22 protein-coding genes are annotated in these 22,320 nt (G+C 47.8%); 11 read left to right on the top strand and 11 right to left on the bottom strand.

What is annotated here, in order from left to right:
* The first annotated feature begins 289 nt into the window (after positions 1 to 289).
* Genes sufB through WBG78_RS25540 form a run of 7 tightly spaced genes read left to right on the top strand, consistent with a single transcriptional unit; the run spans position 290 to position 6,351 of the window.
* Positions 290 to 1,735 carry a Fe-S cluster assembly protein SufB gene (gene sufB, locus WBG78_RS25570; RefSeq protein ID WP_337329357.1) on the top strand — a complete coding sequence of 482 codons (1,446 nt, stop codon included), beginning with the start codon at positions 290 to 292 and terminating at the stop codon, positions 1,733 to 1,735.
* Between the two features lie 26 nt (positions 1,736 to 1,761).
* On the top strand, positions 1,762 to 2,514 hold the full coding sequence (gene sufC / locus WBG78_RS25565) for a Fe-S cluster assembly ATPase SufC (RefSeq protein WP_337329356.1): 753 nt from the start codon (positions 1,762 to 1,764) through the stop codon (positions 2,512 to 2,514).
* Between the two features lie 30 nt (positions 2,515 to 2,544).
* Positions 2,545 to 3,828 carry a Fe-S cluster assembly protein SufD gene (gene sufD / locus WBG78_RS25560; protein WP_337329355.1) on the top strand — a complete coding sequence of 428 codons (1,284 nt, stop codon included), beginning with the start codon at positions 2,545 to 2,547 and terminating at the stop codon, positions 3,826 to 3,828.
* Between the two features lie 6 nt (positions 3,829 to 3,834).
* Complete coding sequence (locus WBG78_RS25555; RefSeq protein WP_337329354.1) at positions 3,835 to 5,076, top strand: cysteine desulfurase; 1,242 nt, start codon at positions 3,835 to 3,837, stop codon at positions 5,074 to 5,076.
* Positions 5,077 to 5,079: 3 nt separating this feature from the next.
* Positions 5,080 to 5,514: a SufE family protein gene (locus tag WBG78_RS25550; RefSeq protein WP_337329353.1), complete on the top strand. Its 435-nt coding sequence runs from the start codon at positions 5,080 to 5,082 to the stop codon at positions 5,512 to 5,514.
* Positions 5,511 to 5,900 carry an SUF system Fe-S cluster assembly protein gene (locus WBG78_RS25545; protein WP_337329352.1) on the top strand — a complete coding sequence of 130 codons (390 nt, stop codon included), beginning with the start codon at positions 5,511 to 5,513 and terminating at the stop codon, positions 5,898 to 5,900. The genes WBG78_RS25550 and WBG78_RS25545 overlap by 4 nt, the downstream gene beginning before the upstream one ends.
* Positions 5,901 to 5,934: 34 nt before the next feature.
* The gene (locus WBG78_RS25540; protein ID WP_337329351.1) at positions 5,935 to 6,351 is read left to right on the top strand and encodes a BrxA/BrxB family bacilliredoxin; all 417 of its coding nucleotides are present in this window, start codon (positions 5,935 to 5,937) and stop codon (positions 6,349 to 6,351) included.
* Between the two features lie 97 nt (positions 6,352 to 6,448).
* Here WBG78_RS25540 and WBG78_RS25535 read toward each other — a convergent pair whose 3' ends face one another.
* Genes WBG78_RS25535 through WBG78_RS25525 form a run of 3 tightly spaced genes read right to left on the bottom strand, consistent with a single transcriptional unit; the run spans position 6,449 to position 9,669 of the window.
* On the bottom strand, positions 6,449 to 8,053 hold the full coding sequence (locus WBG78_RS25535) for a Na+/H+ antiporter (RefSeq protein WP_337329350.1): 1,605 nt from the start codon (positions 8,051 to 8,053) through the stop codon (positions 6,449 to 6,451).
* 24 nt (positions 8,054 to 8,077) lie between these two features.
* Positions 8,078 to 8,998, bottom strand: a complete 921-nt coding sequence (locus WBG78_RS25530; RefSeq protein WP_337329349.1) for an NAD-dependent epimerase/dehydratase family protein — start codon at positions 8,996 to 8,998, stop codon at positions 8,078 to 8,080.
* 14 nt (positions 8,999 to 9,012) lie between these two features.
* Complete coding sequence (locus WBG78_RS25525) at positions 9,013 to 9,669, bottom strand: phosphoadenylyl-sulfate reductase (protein ID WP_337329348.1); 657 nt, start codon at positions 9,667 to 9,669, stop codon at positions 9,013 to 9,015.
* Between the two features lie 346 nt (positions 9,670 to 10,015).
* Between WBG78_RS25525 and WBG78_RS25520 the strand changes: the two genes are divergently transcribed.
* The 4 genes from WBG78_RS25520 to WBG78_RS25505 all read left to right on the top strand — a co-directional run bounded on the left by WBG78_RS25520 (position 10,016) and on the right by WBG78_RS25505 (position 14,306).
* Complete coding sequence (locus WBG78_RS25520; RefSeq protein ID WP_337329347.1) at positions 10,016 to 10,426, top strand: 6-pyruvoyl trahydropterin synthase family protein; 411 nt, start codon at positions 10,016 to 10,018, stop codon at positions 10,424 to 10,426.
* Positions 10,386 to 11,075: a GTP cyclohydrolase I FolE gene (gene folE / locus WBG78_RS25515; protein ID WP_337329346.1), complete on the top strand. Its 690-nt coding sequence runs from the start codon at positions 10,386 to 10,388 to the stop codon at positions 11,073 to 11,075. Before WBG78_RS25520 ends, folE begins: the two co-directional genes overlap by 41 nt.
* Positions 11,076 to 11,177: 102 nt before the next feature.
* Positions 11,178 to 11,681, top strand: coding sequence for a MarR family winged helix-turn-helix transcriptional regulator (locus tag WBG78_RS25510; protein ID WP_337329345.1), 504 nt, complete (start codon positions 11,178 to 11,180; stop codon positions 11,679 to 11,681).
* 60 nt (positions 11,682 to 11,741) lie between these two features.
* Positions 11,742 to 14,306 carry an aconitate hydratase gene (locus tag WBG78_RS25505; protein ID WP_337329344.1) on the top strand — a complete coding sequence of 855 codons (2,565 nt, stop codon included), beginning with the start codon at positions 11,742 to 11,744 and terminating at the stop codon, positions 14,304 to 14,306.
* A gap of 125 nt (positions 14,307 to 14,431) precedes the next feature.
* Here WBG78_RS25505 and WBG78_RS25500 read toward each other — a convergent pair whose 3' ends face one another.
* The 8 genes from WBG78_RS25500 to WBG78_RS25465 form a co-directional block, all read right to left on the bottom strand.
* Positions 14,432 to 14,719, bottom strand: coding sequence for a DUF3817 domain-containing protein (locus tag WBG78_RS25500; RefSeq protein ID WP_337329343.1), 288 nt, complete (start codon positions 14,717 to 14,719; stop codon positions 14,432 to 14,434).
* Positions 14,720 to 14,731: 12 nt separating this feature from the next.
* Positions 14,732 to 15,922 (bottom strand): PepSY-associated TM helix domain-containing protein, encoded by a 1,191-nt coding sequence (locus WBG78_RS25495; protein ID WP_337329342.1) that lies wholly within the window; start codon positions 15,920 to 15,922, stop codon positions 14,732 to 14,734.
* Positions 15,923 to 16,220: 298 nt separating this feature from the next.
* Positions 16,221 to 16,559, bottom strand: a complete 339-nt coding sequence (locus WBG78_RS25490) for a DUF6686 family protein (RefSeq protein WP_337329341.1) — start codon at positions 16,557 to 16,559, stop codon at positions 16,221 to 16,223.
* Positions 16,560 to 16,564: 5 nt separating this feature from the next.
* Positions 16,565 to 17,194 carry an HmuY family protein gene (locus tag WBG78_RS25485; protein ID WP_337329340.1) on the bottom strand — a complete coding sequence of 210 codons (630 nt, stop codon included), beginning with the start codon at positions 17,192 to 17,194 and terminating at the stop codon, positions 16,565 to 16,567.
* Between the two features lie 29 nt (positions 17,195 to 17,223).
* Complete coding sequence (locus WBG78_RS25480) at positions 17,224 to 19,371, bottom strand: TonB-dependent receptor plug domain-containing protein (RefSeq protein WP_337329339.1); 2,148 nt, start codon at positions 19,369 to 19,371, stop codon at positions 17,224 to 17,226.
* On the bottom strand, positions 19,329 to 20,408 hold the full coding sequence (locus tag WBG78_RS25475) for a hemin-degrading factor (RefSeq protein WP_337329338.1): 1,080 nt from the start codon (positions 20,406 to 20,408) through the stop codon (positions 19,329 to 19,331). The genes WBG78_RS25480 and WBG78_RS25475 overlap by 43 nt, the downstream gene beginning before the upstream one ends.
* Positions 20,409 to 20,412: 4 nt before the next feature.
* Entirely contained in the window at positions 20,413 to 21,252 is an 840-nt protein-coding gene (locus WBG78_RS25470; RefSeq protein WP_337329337.1) for a heme ABC transporter ATP-binding protein, read from the bottom strand.
* Positions 21,252 to 22,319: a FecCD family ABC transporter permease gene (locus WBG78_RS25465; RefSeq protein WP_337329336.1), complete on the bottom strand. Its 1,068-nt coding sequence runs from the start codon at positions 22,317 to 22,319 to the stop codon at positions 21,252 to 21,254. Before WBG78_RS25465 ends, WBG78_RS25470 begins: the two co-directional genes overlap by 1 nt.
* Between the last annotated feature and the right edge of the window lies 1 nt (position 22,320).

Below are 22,320 nucleotides of genomic sequence, written 5' to 3'. Positions count from 1 at the left end.
ACGGATCTTTCTGGCTTATCCGGTTAATATCCAACTATAGTCCAGTTAGTCTCCCTCTATTCCGCCATCCCCAAGGGCCTTGCTGTCCTGGGCCAATTTTTCCGGCGACCTGAACCGAAATCTAGATTACCTATTCGTCATCGTGTGAACCCGCTCGTCGGCGGGTTAATGCTGTTGATCGGAGGGTATCTCGTTTCCGCAACGACTCTTTTATTCCCTTAGTGAACTCAAAACTGCCTTTTTTGTTATACTTTTGTAGGTTGTTTGGAAACAGTCTAAATAGACAAGGATGAGCAAAGACAATCAGGTTCTTGAAGAGTTGACCTCAAAGGAATATGAGCACGGCTGGACTATAAATATAGAGACCGATGCCGCGCCAAAAGGTCTCAATGAGGACATCATTCGGTTCATTTCACAGAAGAAAAATGAGCCCGAGTGGCTGTTGGAATGGAGGCTTAAAGCCTACCGGCAGTGGACAAAGATGACGGAGCCCACGTGGGCCAATATCAGCTATCCTAAGATCAACTATCAGGACCTAATTTATTATGCTGCGCCCAAGCAAAAAGTGAAGCCTACTTCGCTTCAGGACGTAGATCCCGAATTAATCAAAACCTTTGAAAAGCTCGGGATATCTCTGACTGAACAAAAGCGACTCACTGGCGTTGCCGTTGATGCAGTCATTGACAGCGTTTCGGTTGCTACTACTTATAAAGAAACCCTGGCTCAGCTTGGTATCATTTTCTGCTCCTTTAGCGAAGCAGTGCAGGAACATCCCGAGCTTGTTAAGAAATACATGGGATCTGTTGTCCCTGTTGCTGACAACTACTTCTCTGCGCTTAATTCAGCGGTATTCACTGACGGATCTTTTTGCTACATCCCCAAGGGCGTTCGTTGCCCGATGGAATTGTCGACATACTTCCGAATAAACGCCGCCAACACCGGCCAGTTTGAGCGCACGCTTATCGTTGCTGACGAAGGATCTTATGTGAGTTATCTTGAGGGATGTACAGCACCAATGCGCGATGAAAATCAGCTGCACGCTGCGGTCGTTGAGATCTATGCCATGAAAGATGCTCAGGTGAAATATTCTACTGTGCAGAACTGGTACCCTGGAGACAAACAAGGAAAGGGTGGCATTTACAACTTTGTAACCAAGCGTGGACTTTGTTTCGGTGAGCGTTCAAAGATTTCCTGGACCCAGGTTGAAACAGGCTCGGCCATCACATGGAAATATCCTTCGTGCATATTGAAAGGTGATGAGTCAATGGGCGAATTTTATTCTGTAGCAGTCACCAATAACTATCAGCAGGCCGACACGGGATCCAAGATGATTCACATCGGTAAGAATACAAAGTCACGCATTGTGTCAAAGGGTATCTCTGCAGGTCACTCGCAGAACAGCTACCGCGGACAGGTACATATCATGAAACGCGCAGAAGGTGCTCGTAACTTTTCTCAGTGCGATTCTCTGCTCATGGGTGACAAGTGTGGCGCGCACACATTCCCGTATATCGACGTTGAAAACAAATCTGCACGTATCGAACACGAAGCAACAACATCGAAGATCGGCGAAGACCAGATCTTCTATTGCTTGCAACGCGGTATTGACGAGGAGTCAGCTGTTGCATTGATCGTGAACGGATATGCTAAGGAAGTATTGAACCAGCTTCCTATGGAATTTGCAGTGGAGGCACAAAAGCTGCTTGCTCTAACACTCGAAGGCAGTGTTGGATAAGCGCGGTCTAATTTGAAACATCAGCTATGTTAAGTATAAAGAATTTGCAGGCCAGCATTGGCGACAAACAGATCCTGAACGGAATTAATCTGGAAGTGAAGGCGGGAGAAGTTCACGCGATCATGGGACCCAACGGATCGGGGAAAAGCACCCTGGCATCTGTCCTGGCGGGACGTGAAGATTATGAAGTTACAGGTGGTGACGTAGAATTCAGGGGGAAAAATCTTCTTGATATGGCTCCGGAAGAACGCGCTCGCGAAGGTGTGTTCCTGGCGTTTCAATATCCTGTGGAGATTCCGGGAGTCAGCACTATCAACTTTATGAAGACTGCGCTGAATCAGGTACTCGAAGCCCGTGGTCAGCAGACCCTGGATGCAGTATCATTCCTGAAGCTGATGAAAGAAAAGATGAAGCTCGTGGATATCGATCAGTCGTTGCTGAATCGCTCTCTTAATGAAGGATTTTCAGGAGGTGAGAAGAAGCGCAATGAGATCTTCCAGATGGCGATGCTTGAACCCAGACTGGCAATCCTCGATGAAACAGATTCAGGTCTGGATATCGATGCATTGAAGATCGTGGCAAACGGCGTAAACAAGCTCCGCTCCTCTTCCAATGCTACAATCGTCGTAACTCACTATCAGAGATTACTCGACTATATCGTGCCTGATTTCGTGCACGTGTTGTATAAAGGTAAAATTGTTAAGTCTGGTACTAAAGAGCTCGCTCTCGAACTTGAGGCAAAGGGCTACGACTGGATCAAAGACGAAGTGGCCGTTTAAGGCATGACGGGACAACAACAAACGAAAAACGTGAGCGACAAGAGTGTCATTGATCTGATCGACCAGCAGGTAGGTTTACATCCGCGCATAACAGCTTTGCGCGAGAAGGGCCGCGAGGCTTTTCTTAAGAATGGTCTCCCTCATAATAAGGAAGAAGAATTCAAGCATACGCCGATCACGCGTCTGCTGCAGAAGAATCTTTCCTTAGAGCCTAAGGCTAACAAACTGGCTCCTCTATCAGCTGAAGAATTTCGCATTGAAGGTCTGGATGCCTATAAGGTTGTCTTCGTAAATGGAATTTACGATCCAACGTTGTCGTCACTTCCTGCAAGTAGCGATGTCGTTGTAAAGACACTTGCAGACGCTGTTGATGATGGCGATGCTCTGGCACTCGAACACCTGGGCAAATACGCCGATCCTCAAACCGATGGCTTTGTTGCCTGGAATACAGCGGCATGGACAAATGGTGTTTTCATACATGCGAAGAGGAATGCCATTGTCGACAAGCCTGTGTATCTGGTGTACTGGCATAATGCTGAAAAAGAAGAGGTCGTAAGTGTTGTGAGGAACCTCCTAGTTGTCGAGACCAATGCACAGCTTGAAGTGTTTGAACGATATGGTTCGAGCGGAAAAGCAGGTCATTTCTCCAACCACGTTACTGAGGCGGTCGTACTCGCTAATGGTGGGCTTGATTTGTACACGCTTCAAAATGACAACGGCCAGCGCTATCAATATGCTTTCACCCGTATTCACCAGGAGCCATCAAGCCGCGTGAATACCTACACTTTCACTTTCGACGGAAAGCTTGTCAGGAACACGCTGCAACTTGCCCTCGACGGACAGGGTATTGAATCGCATATGTTTGGATTATATCTGCTTTCCGGAGATACAATCGCCGATAACCATACCGTTGTAGATCATCGCCAGCCGAATTCCTTTAGTAATGAGATTTACAAAGGCATCCTGGACGACAATAGCAAAGGAGTTTTCAACGGAAAGATTTACGTGCGGCCACAAGCCCAGAAGACGAACGCTTTTCAGGCCAATCGCAACATTTTAATGTCGGATAGCGCCACCGTTAACACTAAGCCTCAGCTTGAAATCTGGGCCGACGATGTTAAGTGTTCGCATGGATGTACCACCGGCCAGCTTGACGAGGAAGCCATCTTCTATCTGCAGGCAAGGGGTATAGACAAGGAAACTGCGCGGGCAATGATGCTATTCGCATTTGCTTTGGAAATATTGGACAATATCAAACACGCAGGGCTTCGCCACTACATTGAAGCCATCATTCGTGAAAGACTACACCAGTAGAAAATCATGATACCAAACGCCACACAAAAAGCAATAAGCGTTGACGAAGTAAGGCAGGAATTTCCTGTACTGCACCAAAAGGTGAACGGACGCGATCTGGTATACTTTGACAATGCGGCGACTACGCAGAAGCCGGCAAGTGTAATTAAGGCGTTAGCAGAATATTACGAGGGCTACAATGCCAACATTCATCGCGGCATTCATACCCTGGCCGAAAAGGCAACTCGCGCCTATGAAGATACACGCGAAGCAGCACAACAGTTTATCAACGCGAAGCATGTTGAAGAGATCATCTTCACTCGTGGCGTGACCGAAGGAATTAACCTGGTGGCCTCCTCGTATGGAAGGGCTTTTGTTAAGGCCGGCGATGAAATCATTGTCTCCGAACTGGAACATCATTCAAACATTGTCCCATGGCAATTCGTATGCGAAGAAAAGGGAGCACATCTTCGTGTAATTCCTGTTTCTGACGAAGGGGTTCTTGATATTGAAGCTTACAAAAAGCTTTTGACTCCACGAACAAAAATTGTTTCTGTAAACCACGCATCGAATAGCCTTGGTACCATTAATCCTGTAAAGGAGATCATCAGGCTCGCACACGAAGCCGGGGCTGTCGTGTTGATCGATGGCGCCCAGGCATCAGCCCATCTTGAAATCGATGTTCAGGACCTTGATTGCGATTTCTACGTCGTCTCTTCTCACAAGATGTATGGACCGACCGGCACCGGATTTCTCTACGGCAAGAAGCAATTGCTTGAGGCCATGCCCCCTTATCAGGGCGGTGGAGAAATGATTAAGGAAGTGACGTTTGCAAAAACGACTTATAATGAGTTGCCTTATAAGTTCGAGGCTGGTACTCCCAACATTGGCGATGTAGTGGCATTGCGTAGTGCCATGGAGTTCATCAATAGGCTTGGTAAAGAAAATATGGCAGCGCACGAGCACGAACTTCTCGAATATGCTACGGCACGCATATCCGCGGTGAAAGGCGTGCGCCTGGTGGGCACTGCCCCACGGAAGGTAAGCGTGGTTTCATTCGTGATCGATAAAATACACCCTTTTGATATTGGTCAAATGCTCGACACCCGCGGCATAGCCGTGCGCACTGGTCATCACTGCACGCAACCGCTGATGGACCGCCTGGGTATTGAAGGAACTGTTCGGGCCTCTTTTGCTGTTTACAACACGAAAAAGGAAATCGACTCGCTCGTCGAAGGACTTGAACGGGTTGTCGGTTTTATGAAATAAGGCATGAGTATTAGCGCCATACAAGACGAAATCATTGAAGAGTTTGCTCTGCTGGATGGCGATATGGAAATGACCGTATTCTACATCATGGAGCTCGGCCAAAAGTTGCCAGCTTTTGCTGAAACAGACCGTACCGAAGAAAACGTGGTAAAGGGCTGTCAATCGAAAGTTTGGCTAACCGCAAAGCTGGAAGGCGATAAGATCATGTTCTCTGCCGACAGCAATACGGCTATCACCAAAGGACTGGTGAGTCTCCTTGTCCGCATTTTCAATGGGCGTACACCCGACGAGATTCTGGCCGCAGAATTGTACTTCATGAAGAAGATCGGCATGGAACGTTTCATCGGAACCCAGCGCAGTAACGGCTTTGCTTCCATGATCAAGCAAATGAAACTTTATGCTCTCGCGTTAAAGACTAAACTGGAGGTTAACTTATGAACGACGGCCTGGCTCATAATGAACTGGTCTCCGGACCACAAACCGAGAATGTGACGTCTGCAAACAGCGCAGATGCAACTGCTCCTGACCTCAAGGACAAAGTACTGGCGGCTATCAAGACGGTCTATGACCCCGAAATACCGGTCGACATTTACGAACTGGGTTTGATCTACGAGATCAACATTTATCCGGTTAATAATGTTTATATCCAGATGACATTAACATCCCCCTCCTGCCCCTCTGCAGAAGTGATTCCCGGGGAAGTCCAGCAAAAAATTAAGGCAATCGAAGGCGTAAACGATGTAAAAGTAGACGTCACTTTTGATCCTCCCTATAGCCAGGATATGATGTCGGAAGAGGCAAAACTGGAACTAGGATTCATGTAATTTGTTATTAATAAGCAGACATAACCTGTAACATATGTATCCCGAACAACTCGTAGCCCCAATGCGCACAGATTTGACCAGCGCGGGCTTCAAAGAACTGAAGACGGCAGAGGAAGTTGAAAACTACCTGTCCGCCCAGAAAGGCACTGCCTTGCTGGTGATTAACTCGGTTTGCGGTTGCGCCGCTGGCGCTGCCAGACCAGGCGTAAAATGGGCATTGCAAAATTCACCTAAACGACCTGAGTCGCTGGCAACCGTTTTTGCCGGTGTGGATAAAGAAGCTGTTGCAAGAGCCAGAGAGTTCACGTTGCCCTATCCCCCATCTTCTCCCGCTATTGCTTTGTTTAAAGATGGTGAACTGGTACACTTCGTAGAACGCCATCATATTGAAGGACGAAACGCTCAAATGATCGGTTCTCACCTTGTTGAGGTATTTGACGAATACTGCTAAAAAGTAGTTCACATCGTCATAGAAATGCCGTAGCGTCGAATGCTATGGCATTTTCTTTTTTGCACCTTTCGCTGTGCCGGTTGTTTGTACTGATCCGTCAAATCGTTGCAGGTCGCACCCCGCGCTCCAGAATCAATCTGGTTTCTTCCAGATCAAGCTCGTATTCAATTCGGCGCATGGTTTCATCACTCACTTTCGCCTGCGCACGAAGCTCCAGAATTAAACTGCGTTCCTTGTCCAGCAACTCTTGCTGGATGCGATGAAACTCATCAATCTTCTCATCGTCGAGAGCATTCCGTGTGCCGTCTTTTCTCATCCGCTGTATCCTGATTTCGTATTTTGTCTTGATACGATTCAGTACATCTTCACTCAAAGCAAGCGAATAGTTCTCTTCGATAAATTCGATTATGGACGTTGCCAAGCGCAATCGTGCTTCTTCTTCGTGCCTGTGTTCTCCATCGTCAGGACGTATCTTTAACCATTTGATAAATGGACGAAGTGTAAGGCCCTGCAGTACGAGGGTCGCGAAGATCACACAGATGGTCAGAAAGATGATAAGGTTTCGATTGGGAAACGGCGTTGTGCCGTCAAGCGTCAGTGGCAAAGCGAGTGCCGCAGCAAGCGATACTACTCCTCTCATTCCTGACCAGGCTACAATCGACACCATCCGAATAGATGGCCTTGGCTCCGTAGTACGAATCCTCTTTGAAAGTCGCGGAAGAAAGGTGCCCGGATAAACCCAAATGATTCGTCCGAGGATCACTGCCGCACTTACAATAGCGCCGTACTGTATGAGAGTGCCAACGGATTTGTCCTCGATGGCTTCAACGATCTCCGGCAATTGAAGGCCTATCAATATGAAGATGATTCCGTTCAGCATGAAAATGATAGTATTCCAGGTACCGTTTGCCTGTAACCTGGTTTGCTGACTGAAAACAGTAGAGGAATTCCAACTCATATACAATCCGGCAACGACTACTGCAAGCACGCCACTTATTTCAAGAGCCTCGGCGACCAGGTAAGTAACGAAAGGAGCCAGGAAAGTAAGCGTGGTGTCTGTCGTCGGATTATCGGGGGTAATTTTATGTATCCACTTAAATACAAAACCCGTCACGAATCCCAGTGCTATTCCTCCAACCGCGACCATGACGAACTCGAGGCCCGCATGCCAGATGTGAAATCCTCCCGAAACTACGGCAGCCACTGCATATCGATATGCTATAAGACCTGTAGCATCATTCACCAGGCTCTCTCCTTCCAGAATGGTGATCACGCGCTTTGGCAACCCAAGTCCCTTCGTCGCTGCCGTAGCAGCTACAGCATCCGGTGGAGAAATGATGGCACCGAGTACAAACGCCTCTGCCCAGCCCAGTTCAGGAATAAGCATCTGGGCAACCCAGGCGACGGCGCACGTCGTAAATATCACACAGCCAATTGCCAGTAACGTAATGGGCCTCTTGGCCGCTTTGAAATCAGCCCATGAAGTACTCCACGCCGCAGCGTACAAGATGGGAGGAAGAAATATCAGAAAGACTATTTCCGGATCCAGCGCGATCTTCGGCAGATCAGGTATCAATCCGAAACCAATTCCTGTTAAAACAAGCAGAATCGGATATGGAACTCTGATCCGATCAGTGACTTCGGCCAGCGCGGTCACCAACGCCAGCAATACGATGACAGTAGCAATATGCTGTAAACCCACGCCTCAAAATGAAAACTTTTGTGATCAGAAACTAAACCTGGAGACAAATTCCTCCAGCTCTTCGCGAAGAGAATCACTTTGTCGCACGCCGAGCACCTCGTTGATCTGCTCGTTCCGCTTCACATTGAGTTGGTGAAGTTTAAGGTGTTGATTGATAAAGATGAATTCGAGAGCGGGAATCAGTTGCTTAAGCTCATCGACGATATCAAAAACGCGGATAGTTTTGTCAACGAGGTTATAAGTCCCCCCCTTCACATCGGCCGTAAGAAGTGTATTTAATGCACGCGACAACTGATCAACGTGAATAAACGTTCGCGACTGTTTTCCGTCGCCCTGCACAGTGACCATCTTATTAAAGTTCGCCTCGAAGACAAACTTGTTGATCACCGAATCAAAACGCATGCTCTTGCTATAGCCGTACACATTCCCGCAGCGAAGAATGTATGTATCTATTTTGCCCAGCAAACGACGAACGTGTTCTTCACCACGCATCTTTGAAATCGCATAGAATGTCTGAGGTGCAACCGGGCTGCTTTCGTCAACTTCCTGGTCTGACGAACCATAAACGCCAGTGCTGCTTGTATACACAAAACGGCGAACATTACTTTCCTCGACAGCATAGACCAACTCAGCTGTTCCCCAATGATTAACCTGTTCAAAGGCATGCGAATCCGAACTATCGAAAGGCGTTGTTACTTTAGCACCGAGGTGATAAACGATATCAATGTCCTTTAATACTTTTCTCAGTGATCTGGAGTCGAGCAATTCACCCTTTACAAACTGAATCTTCTTATGGTAGTGAAGTTTAAGACCGAGGAACAGATTATAATTTTGTCGGCTGAGATTATCATAGATGATAACCTTTTCAACAATACTGTTTGAGGTAAGCAAGTTTATCAGCTCCGTACCAATGTAGCCGGCGCCGCCTGTAACGAGGACGTTCATTTACTGATTTAGATTTACTTGTTGATGAGGTCGGTATGCAATCCGCACTCTACTTTGTTCATACCGAACCAACGCGCTTCACGCTCCTGCATATCAGGGTCAAGCCGGCGGGTACAAGGCTCACATCCAATGCTTACATATCCACTGGATTCAAGGGGATGACGTGGCAGATCATATTCCTTTTGGTATTGCCAGATCATTTTTGAGTTCCAGTCGAGCATAGGGTGAAAGCGAACACATCCATACTTTGCAGGTTGTTCTTCTTTCATTGCCGCTCTTGTTGCGCTCTGATCGGCACGAACTCCATTGATCCAGATGTCATGTGACAGCAACATGGCATCAACCGGTCGTGTTTTGTTCAGATAGCAGCAGTGATCGGGATCGGAAGTGAATAGTAACTTTCCCATTGGGTCGCGCTGCATGAACTTGGGAACATCAGACTTCAGGTCAATGATGTTCAACCCGAATTCATCGGCGACCTGATCTTTGAACTTAACCGTCTCCGGAAAATGGTAGCCCGTATTTATAAAATACACCGGAATGGTGTTGTCAATTCTACTTAAGATATGAAGCAGCACAAGGCTGTGCGATTGAAAAGAACTAGTCGTAAATAGGGTTTTTCCCTGAGATTTGTATTGTTCAATTCGATGTTGGATTTCTTCAAAACGCATGCGCCTAGGGGTAAATGGAGTATGGTGGAAGGCATTCTCCCGGGGCTTCTTCTTAATGTATAGCCTCGGACTAAGTACCTATTATTCAATTACTTGTACTGCTTCTAGTTAATTCCTTTACGGTCACAGCACCCTAATGGGCATAAATATCGTAATCTTTAGTCTATTAAACTAGTAGTGATTAAAACAGATACCTTGTCAAGATGGTTTCATGCAGTCAGAAAAAAACCTGGGTTAATCTGAAATAGTTGGGGCCGTTCAGAATCTAATGGGAACAATTGGGGACAGCAACCCAGATTCTAATTCAAACTGAACCTTTTCGCTATATTCCTGTTTATTTTAACTCATGAGGATCAAAGTATCGAGAAGGGAGCACTTTAATTCTGCACACAGGCTACATAATCCCGAGTGGTCGGATGAGGTTAATGAACGGGTTTTTGGCAAGTGTAATAATCCCAATTATCACGGACACAACTATGAACTGATCGTAAGTCTCACCGGAGAGGTGGATCAGTCTACAGGATATCTGTATGATCTTAAAGAATTGAGTGACGTTATTAAGAAGTACGTGTTGATCAGGTTTGATCACAAGAACCTGAATCTTGACACAGAGTATTTCAGAGATTTGAATCCAACGGCGGAGAACATTGCGTTAGTGATCTGGCGCATCCTGCGCCAGCAGATTGACGAGAAGTTCGAACTGAAAATAACCTTGTATGAGACCGAAAGAAATTTCGTTGAATATCCGGCCCATTGAGTCATCGGAAGACGACCTGGCTGATGACCACATGTTCACTTCCATGGAGACTCCACTCCGTGAAGATGCTTTTGCTTTAGACGACGACACCAAGATCGAAAAGATCGAAAAGCATTTCAGGGAGATCATGAACATCCTTGGCCTCGACCTAACAGACGATAGTCTTAATGGAACACCACGCAGAGTGGCGAAGATGTATGTTAAAGAGGTCTTCTCGGGATTGAATCCCAAGAACCGTCCACATGCAAGGCTGTTTGAAAACAAGTACAACTACGACCAGATGCTTGTCGAGAAGGACATCACGTTCTATTCTCACTGCGAGCACCATTTCGTTCCTATATATGGAAAGGCCCATGTGGCATACTTCTCGAATGGCAAAGTGATTGGCCTGTCCAAGATCAACCGCATTGTTCAGTATTTTGCCAAGCGACCGCAGGTTCAGGAGCGCCTCACGGTCCAGATTGGTAAAGAAATGGAAAGAGTGCTTCACACTAAGGACGTCGGTGTCGTACTTGATGCCAACCATATGTGCGTTGCTTCCCGCGGTGTTGGTGACACAAACAGCAAAACTGGCACTGCGTACTTCGCCGGAAAATTCCTGGACGAGAATATCAAGAGGGAGTTCCTCAACTATATTAATAGTAAATAAGGCGGTTCAAACGGTTGTGTGAATTTCATTGACCGTTCATCACACAATTTTGGGGAAAACTGGCTATTTTCGGTGAGTACCTAACCTAAGAGCCAGTCTACTATGTCGTTCGAGAAGCACGCCGCAGAGGCGCGCAATGATCAACAGCGCGCACTCGTAAACATCCTGCACACCTATTATTTTATCATCAATCTGATGAATGACGCCTTCAAGAAATATGACATCACGCGTCAACAGTACAACGTACTCATTATTTTGAAGGACCAGCACCCAAAAGCCGCCTCTGTAAATCTTATTAAGGCACGAATGCTCGATAAGATGTCGGATGTTTCGCGCATTGTCGAAAGGCTGAGGATAAAAGGTCTGGTTGTTCGTCAGAGTGCCTTAAAAGACAAGCGCGCCGTTGATGTAACTATTACGCCAAAGGGCATTGACTTCCTCACGGAAATTGACCCCGAAATATCGCGATTGAGCGACCCCGTAAGTAATCTGACCGCCGAAGAGACGGCGTCGTTAAACTGTATGCTGGACAAAATCAGAACGCGATCCAGAGCTCGTAGCTATGCAGAGCTGGCCGGCGAGCCCAAGTCTCATCCTGCTTTCTAGAGCAATCCATAGTGCAGAAGAAAAAATTACTATTTTAGCGCTGCTAAAATATTCTGAACCATGGTATTTGATTATGACATGCTTGAGGCCTTCTATAAGCAGTTGCCCTCGCGCATTGCTAAGGCCCGTAAAGTTGCAAACAAACCGCTGACATTATCTGAAAAGATCCTTTACGCTCATTTGCACAATGAGCAGCATGTCGGGGTTTTTAACCGGGGCAAGTCGTACGTAAACTTCTCACCCGACCGGGTTGCTATGCAGGATGCCACTGCTCAAATGGCTCTACTGCAATTCATGTCTGCAGGTATTCCGAAGGTTCGTGTGCCTTCTACAGTACACTGCGATCACCTGATCCTGGCAAAGGACGGTGCTCAAAAAGATCTTTCTGATTCCATCACAGCAAGCGGTGAGGTATTCAACTTTCTGGAGTCAGTGTCCAACAAATTTGGTATTGGCTTCTGGAGACCAGGTGCTGGTATCATTCACCAGGTAGTGCTTGAGAACTATGCGTTCCCCGGTGGTATGATGATCGGAACCGACTCTCATACTGTAAACGCCGGCGGCCTGGGCATGCTGGCAATTGGTGTGGGCGGTGCTGACGCCGTTGACGTAATGGCTGGTATGCCTTGGGAATTGAAGTGGCCTAAACTGATCGGTATTAAACTTACCGGTAAGCTCAGCGGATGGTCTTCTTCAAAAGACGTAATTCTTAAGGTTGCGGGTATCCTTACCGTTAAGGGCGGCACCGGGGCAATCGTTGAATATTTCGGACCTGGAGCGCGGACTTTGTCTTGCACAGGTAAAGGCACTATATGTAACATGGGTGCCGAGATCGGCGCGACTACTTCCACATTTGGATACGACGAAAAGATGGCCGAGTACCTTCGCGGTACAGGAAGAAAGTCTATCGCCGATATGGCCGACAAAGTCAAAGAACACTTAACCGGCGACGCGGAAGTTTATGAATCGCCTGAGAAGTACTTTGATGAAGTGTATGAGATTGACTTGTCAACGCTCGAGCCACACGTCAACGGACCTTTCACTCCAGACCGCGCAATACCTATCTCCGAGTTCGCCAGCGAAGTAAAAAAGAACAACTGGCCTCAACGTCTGGAAGTAGGACTTATCGGTTCATGTACTAACTCTTCATATGAAGACATTACCCGTTCTGCATCACTTGCCAAGCAGGCTGTAGACAAGAAACTCCAGGCGAAGGCAGAGTTTACAATTACGCCTGGTTCGGAACAGGTGCGCTATACAGTAGAACGCGACGGGTATCTCGACGTGTTTGAGAAAATGGGCGGCGTTGTATTGGCAAATGCATGCGGTCCCTGCATCGGACAATGGTCTCGTCACACAAACGACCCGAACCGCGCTAACTCGATCATCACATCTTTCAATAGAAACTTTGCCAAGAGAAATGATGGCAATCCGAATACTCACGCGTTCGTAGCGTCGCCTGAGATTACAACAGCGTTTGCCATTGCCGGTGATCTTACGTTCAACCCGTTGACAGACACGTTGACCAATAGCGATGGCGTTGCCGTTAAGCTTGATGAACCCACTGGTTTCGAATTCCCTCCACGTGGCTTCGAAGTTAAGGATGCCGGATACCTTGCCCCTGCAAAGGATGGCAGCAATGTGGTCGTTAAGATTGCTGATAACTCAAATCGCCTTCAGGCCCTGAGTCCATTTACAGCCTGGGATGGCAAGAACCTCATCGGCATGAAACTGCTCATCAAAGCAAAAGGAAAGTGTACTACGGACCACATTTCTATGGCAGGTCCTTGGTTGCGCTTCCGCGGTCACCTCGACAACATCGCGAACAACACATTGACCGGCGCATTGAATTACTTCAACGAAAAGACAGATAGCGTTAAGAACCAGCTCACCGGAGAATACGGTCCTGTTCCCGCTACTCAACGAGCATACAAAGCTGCGGGCGTTCCCACAATTGTCGTTGGCGACCAGAACTATGGCGAGGGTTCTTCCCGCGAGCATGCGGCCATGCAGCCACGACACTTGGGCATTCGTGTCATCCTTGTGAAGTCTTTCGCACGTATTCACGAAACCAACCTGAAGAAGCAGGGCATGCTTGCCATTACCTTCTCAAATGAGGCAGACTACGATAAGATCAAAGAAGATGATTCTATCGATATCACCGACCTCACAAGCTTTGCTCCTGACAAACAGTTGACACTAGTGTTACGTCACAGTGATGGTTCGCAGGACACCATTAAGGTAAATCATACCTACAATGCGGGCCAGATCGAATGGTTTAAGGCAGGATCGGCGTTGAACCTCATGGCGAAGCAGATAGCAGGAGCTAAGGCTGCGCCGGCGAAAACTGTCGCAAAGAAGAGCGCTAAGCCAGCCGGCAAAGTTGCTCCTAAGGCGGCAGCGAAGAAGGCTCCCAAGAAGACAGCGGCGAAAAAGGCCGCTCCTAAGAAGGCGGCTAAGGCTGTAGCTAAGAAAGCGGCAAAGGCGGCGCCTAAAAAGGCTCCGAAGAAGGTCGTTAAGAAGGCAGCCAAAGTAGTGAAGAAGGTAGCGAAGAAGATCGCGCGCCCCGTAAAGAAGGCGGCTAAAAAGGTAGCGCCAAAGAAAGCGGCTAAGAAGAAGAAATAAGATCTACATCAATTCAAAAATAAAGGTCGGCCCGTAAGAGCCGACCTTTTTATTTTGAGCCGGTGAAAGTTCCTGTTCGCTTATCGACCAAGTAACAGCCTGTTATTAGTTCAATTCACGAAGCATCAGGCCGTGGTTTCTTTCTCTTTCAGATAACGATCCAGAACAAAGGTTCCAAATGGAACCAGTGAGGCAACGAATGCCCCGGCGAGAAAGAGGAACGACCAACGATAACGCAGTTGAAGGATCAACAGCATCACAACATAGGCGATGAACAAAATACCATGTATCCAACCTACTACTTTCACAGCCTCCGGAATATTCATGAAATATTTCAACGGCATGGCTATTAGTAACAGGACAAGGAGCGAACATCCTTCGGCCAGGCTTACTTTTCTGAATGTATGCAGCATGTCCAAAATTAATCACTGTACCGGAACTGGCACCTGAATCTTTGAAGCCTTTTTTCCAAGTTTTACCAGGCCTTCCGACTTCTCTTTCTTCCTTCGGCCGTACCAAATATAGAATCCGGAAATTGGCAATGAGGCAACCAGGAGGCTGGCGCAAAAGGCAAGAATTTTTCCGGGAAGCCCAATTACAGCCCCTGTATGAATATCATAGTTCATGCGGATGAGTTTATCCGCCGCATTGTTGTCCGAAAGTTTTCCATAGATATGGTCCACTGATAGCTCTGCAAGAGTATTCTGATCAAAGTATCTGTAATCTGTTTGCCAGTAAGTCTCATCGTCGGGATTGATGGCTACCTCAATGGCAGATGCGGCTGTTTCCGGAATATGTACTTCGAGAATTTTTGCCGTTGGATTTTCAGCTCTCATTCTTGTATACAGAACATCCATAGCCAGTTGTTCCTGGTTATACAATTTGGTAGTATCAGACAGAGGCTCCGTGAACAATAGAGATCTCTCCCCACCTGCTACCTTGTGAAGTCCGTTCGCGAACCATTGAAATCCCCATACCAATCCTGTCAACGCCAAAACCAATGCTATTGCCGAGCTGTAGAATCCAAGTACATTATGAAGGTCATAGTTTCTGCGACGCCAACGGGCGCTCCATTTTATCGTGAAGCGCTGACGGGAAGCGGCTTTATTCTTAGGCCACCAGAGGACAATACCTGATATCAGCATTACCACGAACACTAATGTTGCCGTCGCCACCACTGGTTGACCAATCGTGGGAGGAAGCCACAGGTAGAAGTGCCCGTCCAATATAAATCTGAAGAATGTAGCGTTCTCATCGCTCACCTTAAGCACGTCGCCCGTATACGGGTTGAGATAAACGATGTAATAGTATTCGGGGTCCAAATTGTAGTAGATCACTTGGGCCGCCCGGCCTGGCTTTGCGTAAAGGATCGCATGCATGTGCTTGCCAGGCAGCGTCTCCTCCCCTATGCGCTTCAGGACAGACGGCTGCAGCACAGGACGGTTCTGTGCTTCAACAAATCGATAGTCCTGGATAACATCTGAAATCTCGGCCTGAAAGGCATAAATACAACCCGTGATAGCAATAATGAAGACAATCAATCCGGAAGTTAGTCCAAGCCACAAATGGGCTTTCCCTATCCAGTATTTCACTTTATTCGTCTTTTCTTTCTTCACCACGACGTCTATTTAGACCGATTTTAAATTATAAAAATAATGTCAGATTTCGACTACCCAAATCCCCTGATAAAGTCATTTCATATACCCTTCATAGGGTAGGCCTGGGCGTCTTGCCCAGATAATTGATGGAGGTTACAGTGACCTTATAGCGACGTTACAGTGACCTTATAGTGACATGCCAGGCATGAGGGACCGTTCGTTGTACGCTCTTGTCCCACTGGTGGTACTCTTGCATTATTCCAGGTTTGGGCTGGCTGTAAGCTTGCCAGGCTAGACTTCTGATGGCTGGACGGCCCTATTGAGGCTGCACGATCCCGCGAGCCTCAATCACAAGTCTCGCCTGACAAAACATTTGCTCAACATCATCCAGCTCTTCGTCGTGAAAGGCAATGAACATGTTGCTCAGTGGGCTTTTGTATACCCGTGTACGACCATGCGGAAGAGGAAGAAACGTTTCGCGGTGATGACGGTAACTAATCAACCACTCACAAAAGCGCACCAGCTCATCCTGGCTGAATGCCAGCAACAGATTCTTGTATACGAAGTTGTACTCAAGGCAGCAATCGCATACACCTATGTAGCCGTTGGCGCATTCCGCCAGGATGCTAAGTGGAGAGTCTTGTTTTTGATGCATCGGCATTACTCGGTTGCTTGCAGATTGGTTGTTCCATCCGCCTGATACAGATAGCGGAAGGTGTAGTAACGGGAAGCGGGACGCGAAGCGAGATCAGCAAATTCCGCTGTACCAGTTGAAGGATTGCCGAGGTAATAACTGATGACCTCCACCTTCACATATTTGCTCTCCGCCGTTTTCAGAATGAGTACTTTGCCAGCGTTTGGAAGAATAGCGTGATTAGGAACACTTGCCGTTCCCGTATAAGTGTACCAGCCGCCACTTCCGACTATTGCCTTGGTTGTATTGCTGTCCTGGTTATAGCCTGCGGCAGGTGCCTCCACAATCTCATCAAAGATTCCGTCAACGATCTGGCCAGACGCAACTCCCGGACCGCTTACGCCACCATTGAGAATAATGGTCGTACCTCTGAATCCAATATCCCATTTAGCAGATGCACTATCTGCGTTAGCAACTACAGCGCCACTATTAAAGCTATAAAGTGTGAACTTACTGGTGCTCGTTGCATCGAGATCCTTTACCTCCGATGCGGTGAGCGGCTCGACTTTTGGCTGGGCATCATCTTCGTCGCATGATACAGACAAAAGTGTCAGTGAAACCAGCAAAACCGCGTTCATTCTCATTATCCTTTTCATTTTATTCGTTTGTTATGTTAGGTGAATTATTAATTGTTGCTCATAGTTGATCTCCCTGCGAACGTCAGTCCTATACTTGCCCAAATCAATCGCCCGGGAAGTGAGGATATGTAAGACTTGTTGGTGTAGTCAAACAGGTTATCGCATCCAGCCTGCAGCTTTAGCCATCGGGTAAAAGTTTTACCCGCGGAGATGTTAATGGTGGCATATCCGTCGACGTATTCGCTATCTGCATCCAGGATATTATTATTGTTCGTGTCAGCAATACCATAACGTCCGCGATAAATGATCCTTGCTGTCGCACTCCATCCGGTTTTCTCGTGCTCGTAAAACAGTTTTGCATTGGCCATATGCTTTGATCGATTCAGCAGACCTCCATATTCATCCTCGCTCACGCGACGAGTCATATTTGTACCGGGGTCGCGCGCATAGACAGTACCTTCCTTTAGCTGATCCAGTACTGTTTTGTCTTTGGCATCGAGGTACTGATATCCACCTGATATCGTTATGCCACCTGCGATTGAATAAGCGACGTCGGCCTCCACCCCCTGAGTAAACACCTCGGAGATATTGTAATAACTGTATACCTGTTGACCGTTGTTTTTCAATGCAACAGCCTTCGTGTCTATGAGATCAGAGACATCATTTCGGAAGAAGTTCAGGTTTGCTGTTAGCCTTTCGAGAGGCTTTAGCCTGAAACCAAAATTGTAAGCCCGCGATGATTCTGCTTTGATGTCACCAAAGGTTGAAGGATCCGCAAGAATCGACTGGATCTGATTCTGCTCCTGAAGCAGTTTTACACCGTCTTCAACCATTTTGGAACCAAGCACCGTGTATCCGACGGTGGAGTTGGTGAAGTTGAGGTAGAGTTGCCGGAAATCCGGAGCTTTAAATCCAACGCCATATGAGGCACGAACGGCAAGCCACTTCGCAGCATCGTACTGAAGCGATAACTTAGGACTTAACTGTGAACCGTAAGCCGAATGATCATCAAATCGCAGACCTGCCAGAACATTGAGACGTTTGAGCGGCTGCCACTCATATTGAGTGTATACATAATTCGTCTGATACTTCATTCTATCATCGTACCGTGTTGCCTCAACACTCTCCCAGATCCGGCCAACGCCCAGGCTAAGCACGTTTCTCTCATTGAAGAAGTACTCGGCCTGTATTTCCGGCCGATAGAATGCTTGATCGAAATAAGTGTCGTCGTACAATGCGCCGTCTTGCTGGTAAGTAAGCCGGGAATTGGTTCCGTACTTTGAACCATAGAATCGAAACGTAGTCTTCAGCCGGTCGGTAAACTTGTGCGTAACAACCGGATTTATGTTCCAGTCTGTTACATCCCCTGTACCATCGACCACCAATGGAACTGTAGTCGTGCCGATGTTACTGGCATTCTCCTGTGTTTCATAGAAGTAGCGCCCCGAAATAGTCAGCTGAGTTCGGTCCGATAATTTATAAGAGAGCCGTGATTGAAACGTGCTGTTGGCAAATGGACTTACCGTTTGTCCCACAGTCTCCGGGTCGAAGTCATAACCACCCGTGCGATAGTGATTACCAAATACGTATAGGCCGAACTTCGACTTTGTGAGGTTTAAGCTTGCTCCCAGGTCAAACGTTTCATTCGTGCCATAACGCGTTGTAATATTTCCACTCGTGCCCGACGGGCGATCGGTGATGATATTGATTACTCCTGCAAGAGCCTCAGAGCCGTAAAGGCTCGAGCTGGGTCCTTTCATTACTTCGATTTGCTTAATGTTTCCAACAGCAATGCGGGTGAGATCCAGCGTTCCGGAGGTTCTGCCTATCAGAGGCTCGCCATCGACGATGATAAGTGTATATTCAGGACTGAACCCCTGCAGCTGTACACCGGTGCCATGATCACTGACGATAGCCATGCCCGTTTGCTCAACAAGTACATCGTTAAGACGCAACGATCCCATATTTCGGATCTGAGAGGCCGGTATCACAGTTACAGGAACCGGTAGTTCCGACAGAGCTCTTTCACTGCGTGTAGCCGTCACGATAACAGCATCAAGGTTCTTCGTGGCAATTGAATCCTGGCCCGTAGCATTCTGAATAACCACCAGGCTCGTGGCCAGGATTATCAACCACCCAAATCGCAATTGTATCATATACTTGCTGGCACCAGCGTGTTCACAAGCGTAGTCCATTCTTCGCGCTCCGGTATCCCCGGCTTCCGAAGGCCGAAGAACTGAACGACCATCTCCTGTCTATTGTCAAAGAGTTCGACCGAAGTAACTATGCCATCCGTTGTGGGCTTTGTCACTAACCAGGCCGTAGCGATATCATTCTGTTTGAGGTGCATGTTGAAATCCGGATCAAGAATATTCAACCAGCGCTCAGGACCTGTGTGCCCACGTTCAAGCACCCTAACAGTACGGACTTTGCCCTGATGGATCTGAATGTTGCCGCGGTTCCCTGCGAAAATCATGATAGGAAGTTTTGCTGCTGCTGCCTTTTCAAGTACATGCAGAGGCGCGAGCTGTGCGTCAAGCGGTGTTGTGAATTTTCCCTTCGCTATCTCCATGGCATCGTAGCGCCGGACTTTATGCCTGCGCAACATTCCAAAGTACTCGTGCGTATCCTTCAATGAAGCCCAGTCAGAAAGCAGAGCTTCATCATTTGGCTGATCGTTAAACTCTTCGGCACTGTATAATGTAGTTTTCAGATTTTCACTCTGATCCGAAGCACGGAAGTCAGAGATAATGCGGTTAAACGCTTCCTCGTTGCTGCCCTCCTGCAAGTAGATCTTTGTGATTGCATCTCCGGCTTTGTCGAACACCTGGATGCTCTTGAGAATCCGGTCAGACTTCGTCTCTGTAACCGCAAAGGCAAACGTCCATGCGGCGAAGAACACACGCGTTTCGATAGGTCCTATAACGGTAGCCATCGCGTGAGCTCCGTTTTCAATGATATCGATAGACTGGAAGCTACCTTTATGCTCGAGTATACAAGCATCATTCCTCGTTAGCGACATTACCCTGCCCAACTCTTTGAATCGCTGAAGCAAAGTTGGCCACGGACCATGAAGACGGATAACATCTTCACCTGTCTTCGTTGCCAGGAGTGCGGCCTCGCTTACGCCCATCACTTTTGCGGCATCGCGTATGCGAACACCGGGCCGCTCCTGCTGGAGGGATTCCCACCTTGCGCTGAGGTTTATTGATTTTGTTTCTGCTATCTCCATATGACTATTGATTTATTACGTTGTTGTTGAATTGAATGCATGGTTGAAACGACGGTGCGTCCGCGAGTGGATTGTGCGATGGCACCATGAAAGGGTGTGAGCGGCCGGCGAGGTGATACAAATTCACAGGACATCCGAAGGTTGTCTCGATATTCGATTGTGTAAACACTATCGGTGGTGCTCCCGCGCATACACACCTTCCGCATTTAAGAAAGACCATTTCATCCGCGAACTGAACAGCCTGGTTGAGGTCGTGAATTATTGCCAACACACCAATGTTCCTCGTACAAGCCAATCTGGCCAGTGAAAAAATGATATCCTGCTGAGCGATGTCTAGGCTAGAGGTTGGCTCATCCAGCAGAAGGTAGCGCGGGTATAGAGTCTGCTCCCAAACCTGGGCCAATACACGGGCCAATTGTACTCGCTGTTTCTCACCCCCTGACAACGTATGGTATATGCGCGACCTGAACGCGCTGGTGCCCGTGAGTTCCATAACTTCGCCGACGACAGCAGAGTTCTCGTTCTTCGTTGCGGCATGCGCCTGCCTGCCCAACAGGACAACCTGCTCCGCAGTGAAGGCAAAATGTACCTGGGTGTGCTGCGGCAATACTGCGCGCACAAGAGACATGGCCTTTGGGCTCATTGATGCCGCTTCATTGGCGTTGATCTGTATGCTGCCTTCTGTGGAGCTTATTTCGCCAGCCAACACTTTAATAAGCGTACTTTTTCCAGCGCCGTTTGGTCCTACGACGGCAGTAAATCTTCCCGGCAAAACCTGTACTGACACATCCTGAAGGATCTGCTTTCCCCGTATCATGACCGATATGTTACCTGCGCGCAGCATCAGAATTCTCCTCTGTTTTTTGCACGTAAAAGCAGTACTATGAAAAAGGGAGAGCCAATTAAAGCTGTCACCACTCCGATGGGGAGTTCTGCCGGAGAAACTATAGTCCGCGCTACGACATCGCTTATCACCAGCAGCCACGCCCCTCCCAGCATTGATGCAGGAAGCACCAGTCGGTTATCGGCATAAAAAAGAGTTCGTATTAGATGGGGTATTACCAGTCCCACAAAGCCAATTATTCCTGCGAGTGATACGCTGACACCGACTGCCAGCGCACTGAGAAAAACAATGTGCCTCTTGGTCCTCTCCACGTCGACTCCGGAATGGAATGCTTCCGCTTCGCCAAGCACCAATGCATTGAGAGAACAGCCATAACGGAGAAGAAGAACCGATGCGATCAACAGCAACGGTCCGGCTATTGAAAGTTTCTCAACTGTCGCGCCACCAAGATCACCCAATGTCCAGAACATGAATGTTCGCAATTGATTCTCGTCCGCGTAGAAGATTGCTAATCCAATTACTGCGCCTGCCAGCGCATTTACCGCCACTCCCATCAATACAAGAATGGCAATGTTTGTTTGCTCCAGTTGCTTACTCATACGCAGTACGGCCATAGTGGCCGTAAGCCCTGCGCCAAAAGCTACCAGGGGTAGAAGCAAGTCATGGAATAATCCTGGCTGCATCAAACCCCAACTGGCACCAAACACAACGACCAGTACAATGCCTGTGGCTGCTCCTCCGGAAACCCCTATAATACTTGGCTCCACCAGCGGATTCCTAAACAGGCCCTGGAGTGCTGCTCCACTTATTCCGAGTGCCCCGCCAATCACCAACGTCATCACTATACGCGGGATGCGTATCGAGTTCATAACGATCGCAAAGGTCTGGTCTACTTCGCTCGAGTGGAAGAGTCCCAGCTTTTGCAACAATAGAAGAACGACATCGCCTATTGGAATCTGTACTGCTCCAACTGAGAGAGAAAATAGCGTGGTACCCAACAACACGGCTGATAGTCCCGCTAACACAATACGGGTGTGTCTGTCGGAAATTGATATTGCCCCGACCATC

The sequence above is a fragment of the Chryseolinea sp. T2 genome, from assembly GCF_037203685.1.
GTDB lineage: Bacteria > Bacteroidota > Bacteroidia > Cytophagales > Cyclobacteriaceae > Chryseolinea.
This window is presented reverse-complemented; position numbering and strand designations above follow the sequence as displayed.

What these genes read in the sequence shown, in the direction of transcription:
- sufB (WP_337329357.1), top strand. Translation starts at nt 290, where the DNA reads ATGAGCAAAGACAATCAGGTTCTTGAAGAGTTGACCTCAAAGGAATAT.
- sufC (WP_337329356.1), top strand. Translation starts at nt 1,762, where the DNA reads ATGTTAAGTATAAAGAATTTGCAGGCCAGCATTGGCGACAAACAGATC.
- WBG78_RS25555 (WP_337329354.1), top strand. Translation starts at nt 3,835, where the DNA reads ATGATACCAAACGCCACACAAAAAGCAATAAGCGTTGACGAAGTAAGG.
- WBG78_RS25550 (WP_337329353.1), top strand. Translation starts at nt 5,080, where the DNA reads ATGAGTATTAGCGCCATACAAGACGAAATCATTGAAGAGTTTGCTCTG.
- WBG78_RS25545 (WP_337329352.1), top strand. Translation starts at nt 5,511, where the DNA reads ATGAACGACGGCCTGGCTCATAATGAACTGGTCTCCGGACCACAAACC.
- WBG78_RS25540 (WP_337329351.1), top strand. Translation starts at nt 5,935, where the DNA reads ATGTATCCCGAACAACTCGTAGCCCCAATGCGCACAGATTTGACCAGC.
- WBG78_RS25530 (WP_337329349.1), bottom strand. Translation starts at nt 8,998, where the DNA reads ATGAACGTCCTCGTTACAGGCGGCGCCGGCTACATTGGTACGGAGCTG.
- WBG78_RS25525 (WP_337329348.1), bottom strand. Translation starts at nt 9,669, where the DNA reads ATGCGTTTTGAAGAAATCCAACATCGAATTGAACAATACAAATCTCAG.
- WBG78_RS25520 (WP_337329347.1), top strand. Translation starts at nt 10,016, where the DNA reads ATGAGGATCAAAGTATCGAGAAGGGAGCACTTTAATTCTGCACACAGG.
- folE (WP_337329346.1), top strand. Translation starts at nt 10,386, where the DNA reads ATGAGACCGAAAGAAATTTCGTTGAATATCCGGCCCATTGAGTCATCG.
- WBG78_RS25510 (WP_337329345.1), top strand. Translation starts at nt 11,178, where the DNA reads ATGTCGTTCGAGAAGCACGCCGCAGAGGCGCGCAATGATCAACAGCGC.
- WBG78_RS25505 (WP_337329344.1), top strand. Translation starts at nt 11,742, where the DNA reads ATGGTATTTGATTATGACATGCTTGAGGCCTTCTATAAGCAGTTGCCC.
- WBG78_RS25500 (WP_337329343.1), bottom strand. Translation starts at nt 14,719, where the DNA reads ATGCTGCATACATTCAGAAAAGTAAGCCTGGCCGAAGGATGTTCGCTC.
- WBG78_RS25490 (WP_337329341.1), bottom strand. Translation starts at nt 16,559, where the DNA reads ATGCATCAAAAACAAGACTCTCCACTTAGCATCCTGGCGGAATGCGCC.
- WBG78_RS25485 (WP_337329340.1), bottom strand. Translation starts at nt 17,194, where the DNA reads ATGAAAAGGATAATGAGAATGAACGCGGTTTTGCTGGTTTCACTGACA.
- WBG78_RS25480 (WP_337329339.1), bottom strand. Translation starts at nt 19,371, where the DNA reads ATGGACTACGCTTGTGAACACGCTGGTGCCAGCAAGTATATGATACAA.
- WBG78_RS25475 (WP_337329338.1), bottom strand. Translation starts at nt 20,408, where the DNA reads ATGGAGATAGCAGAAACAAAATCAATAAACCTCAGCGCAAGGTGGGAA.
- WBG78_RS25470 (WP_337329337.1), bottom strand. Translation starts at nt 21,252, where the DNA reads ATGCTGCGCGCAGGTAACATATCGGTCATGATACGGGGAAAGCAGATC.
- WBG78_RS25465 (WP_337329336.1), bottom strand. Translation starts at nt 22,319, where the DNA reads ATGGTCGGGGCAATATCAATTTCCGACAGACACACCCGTATTGTGTTA.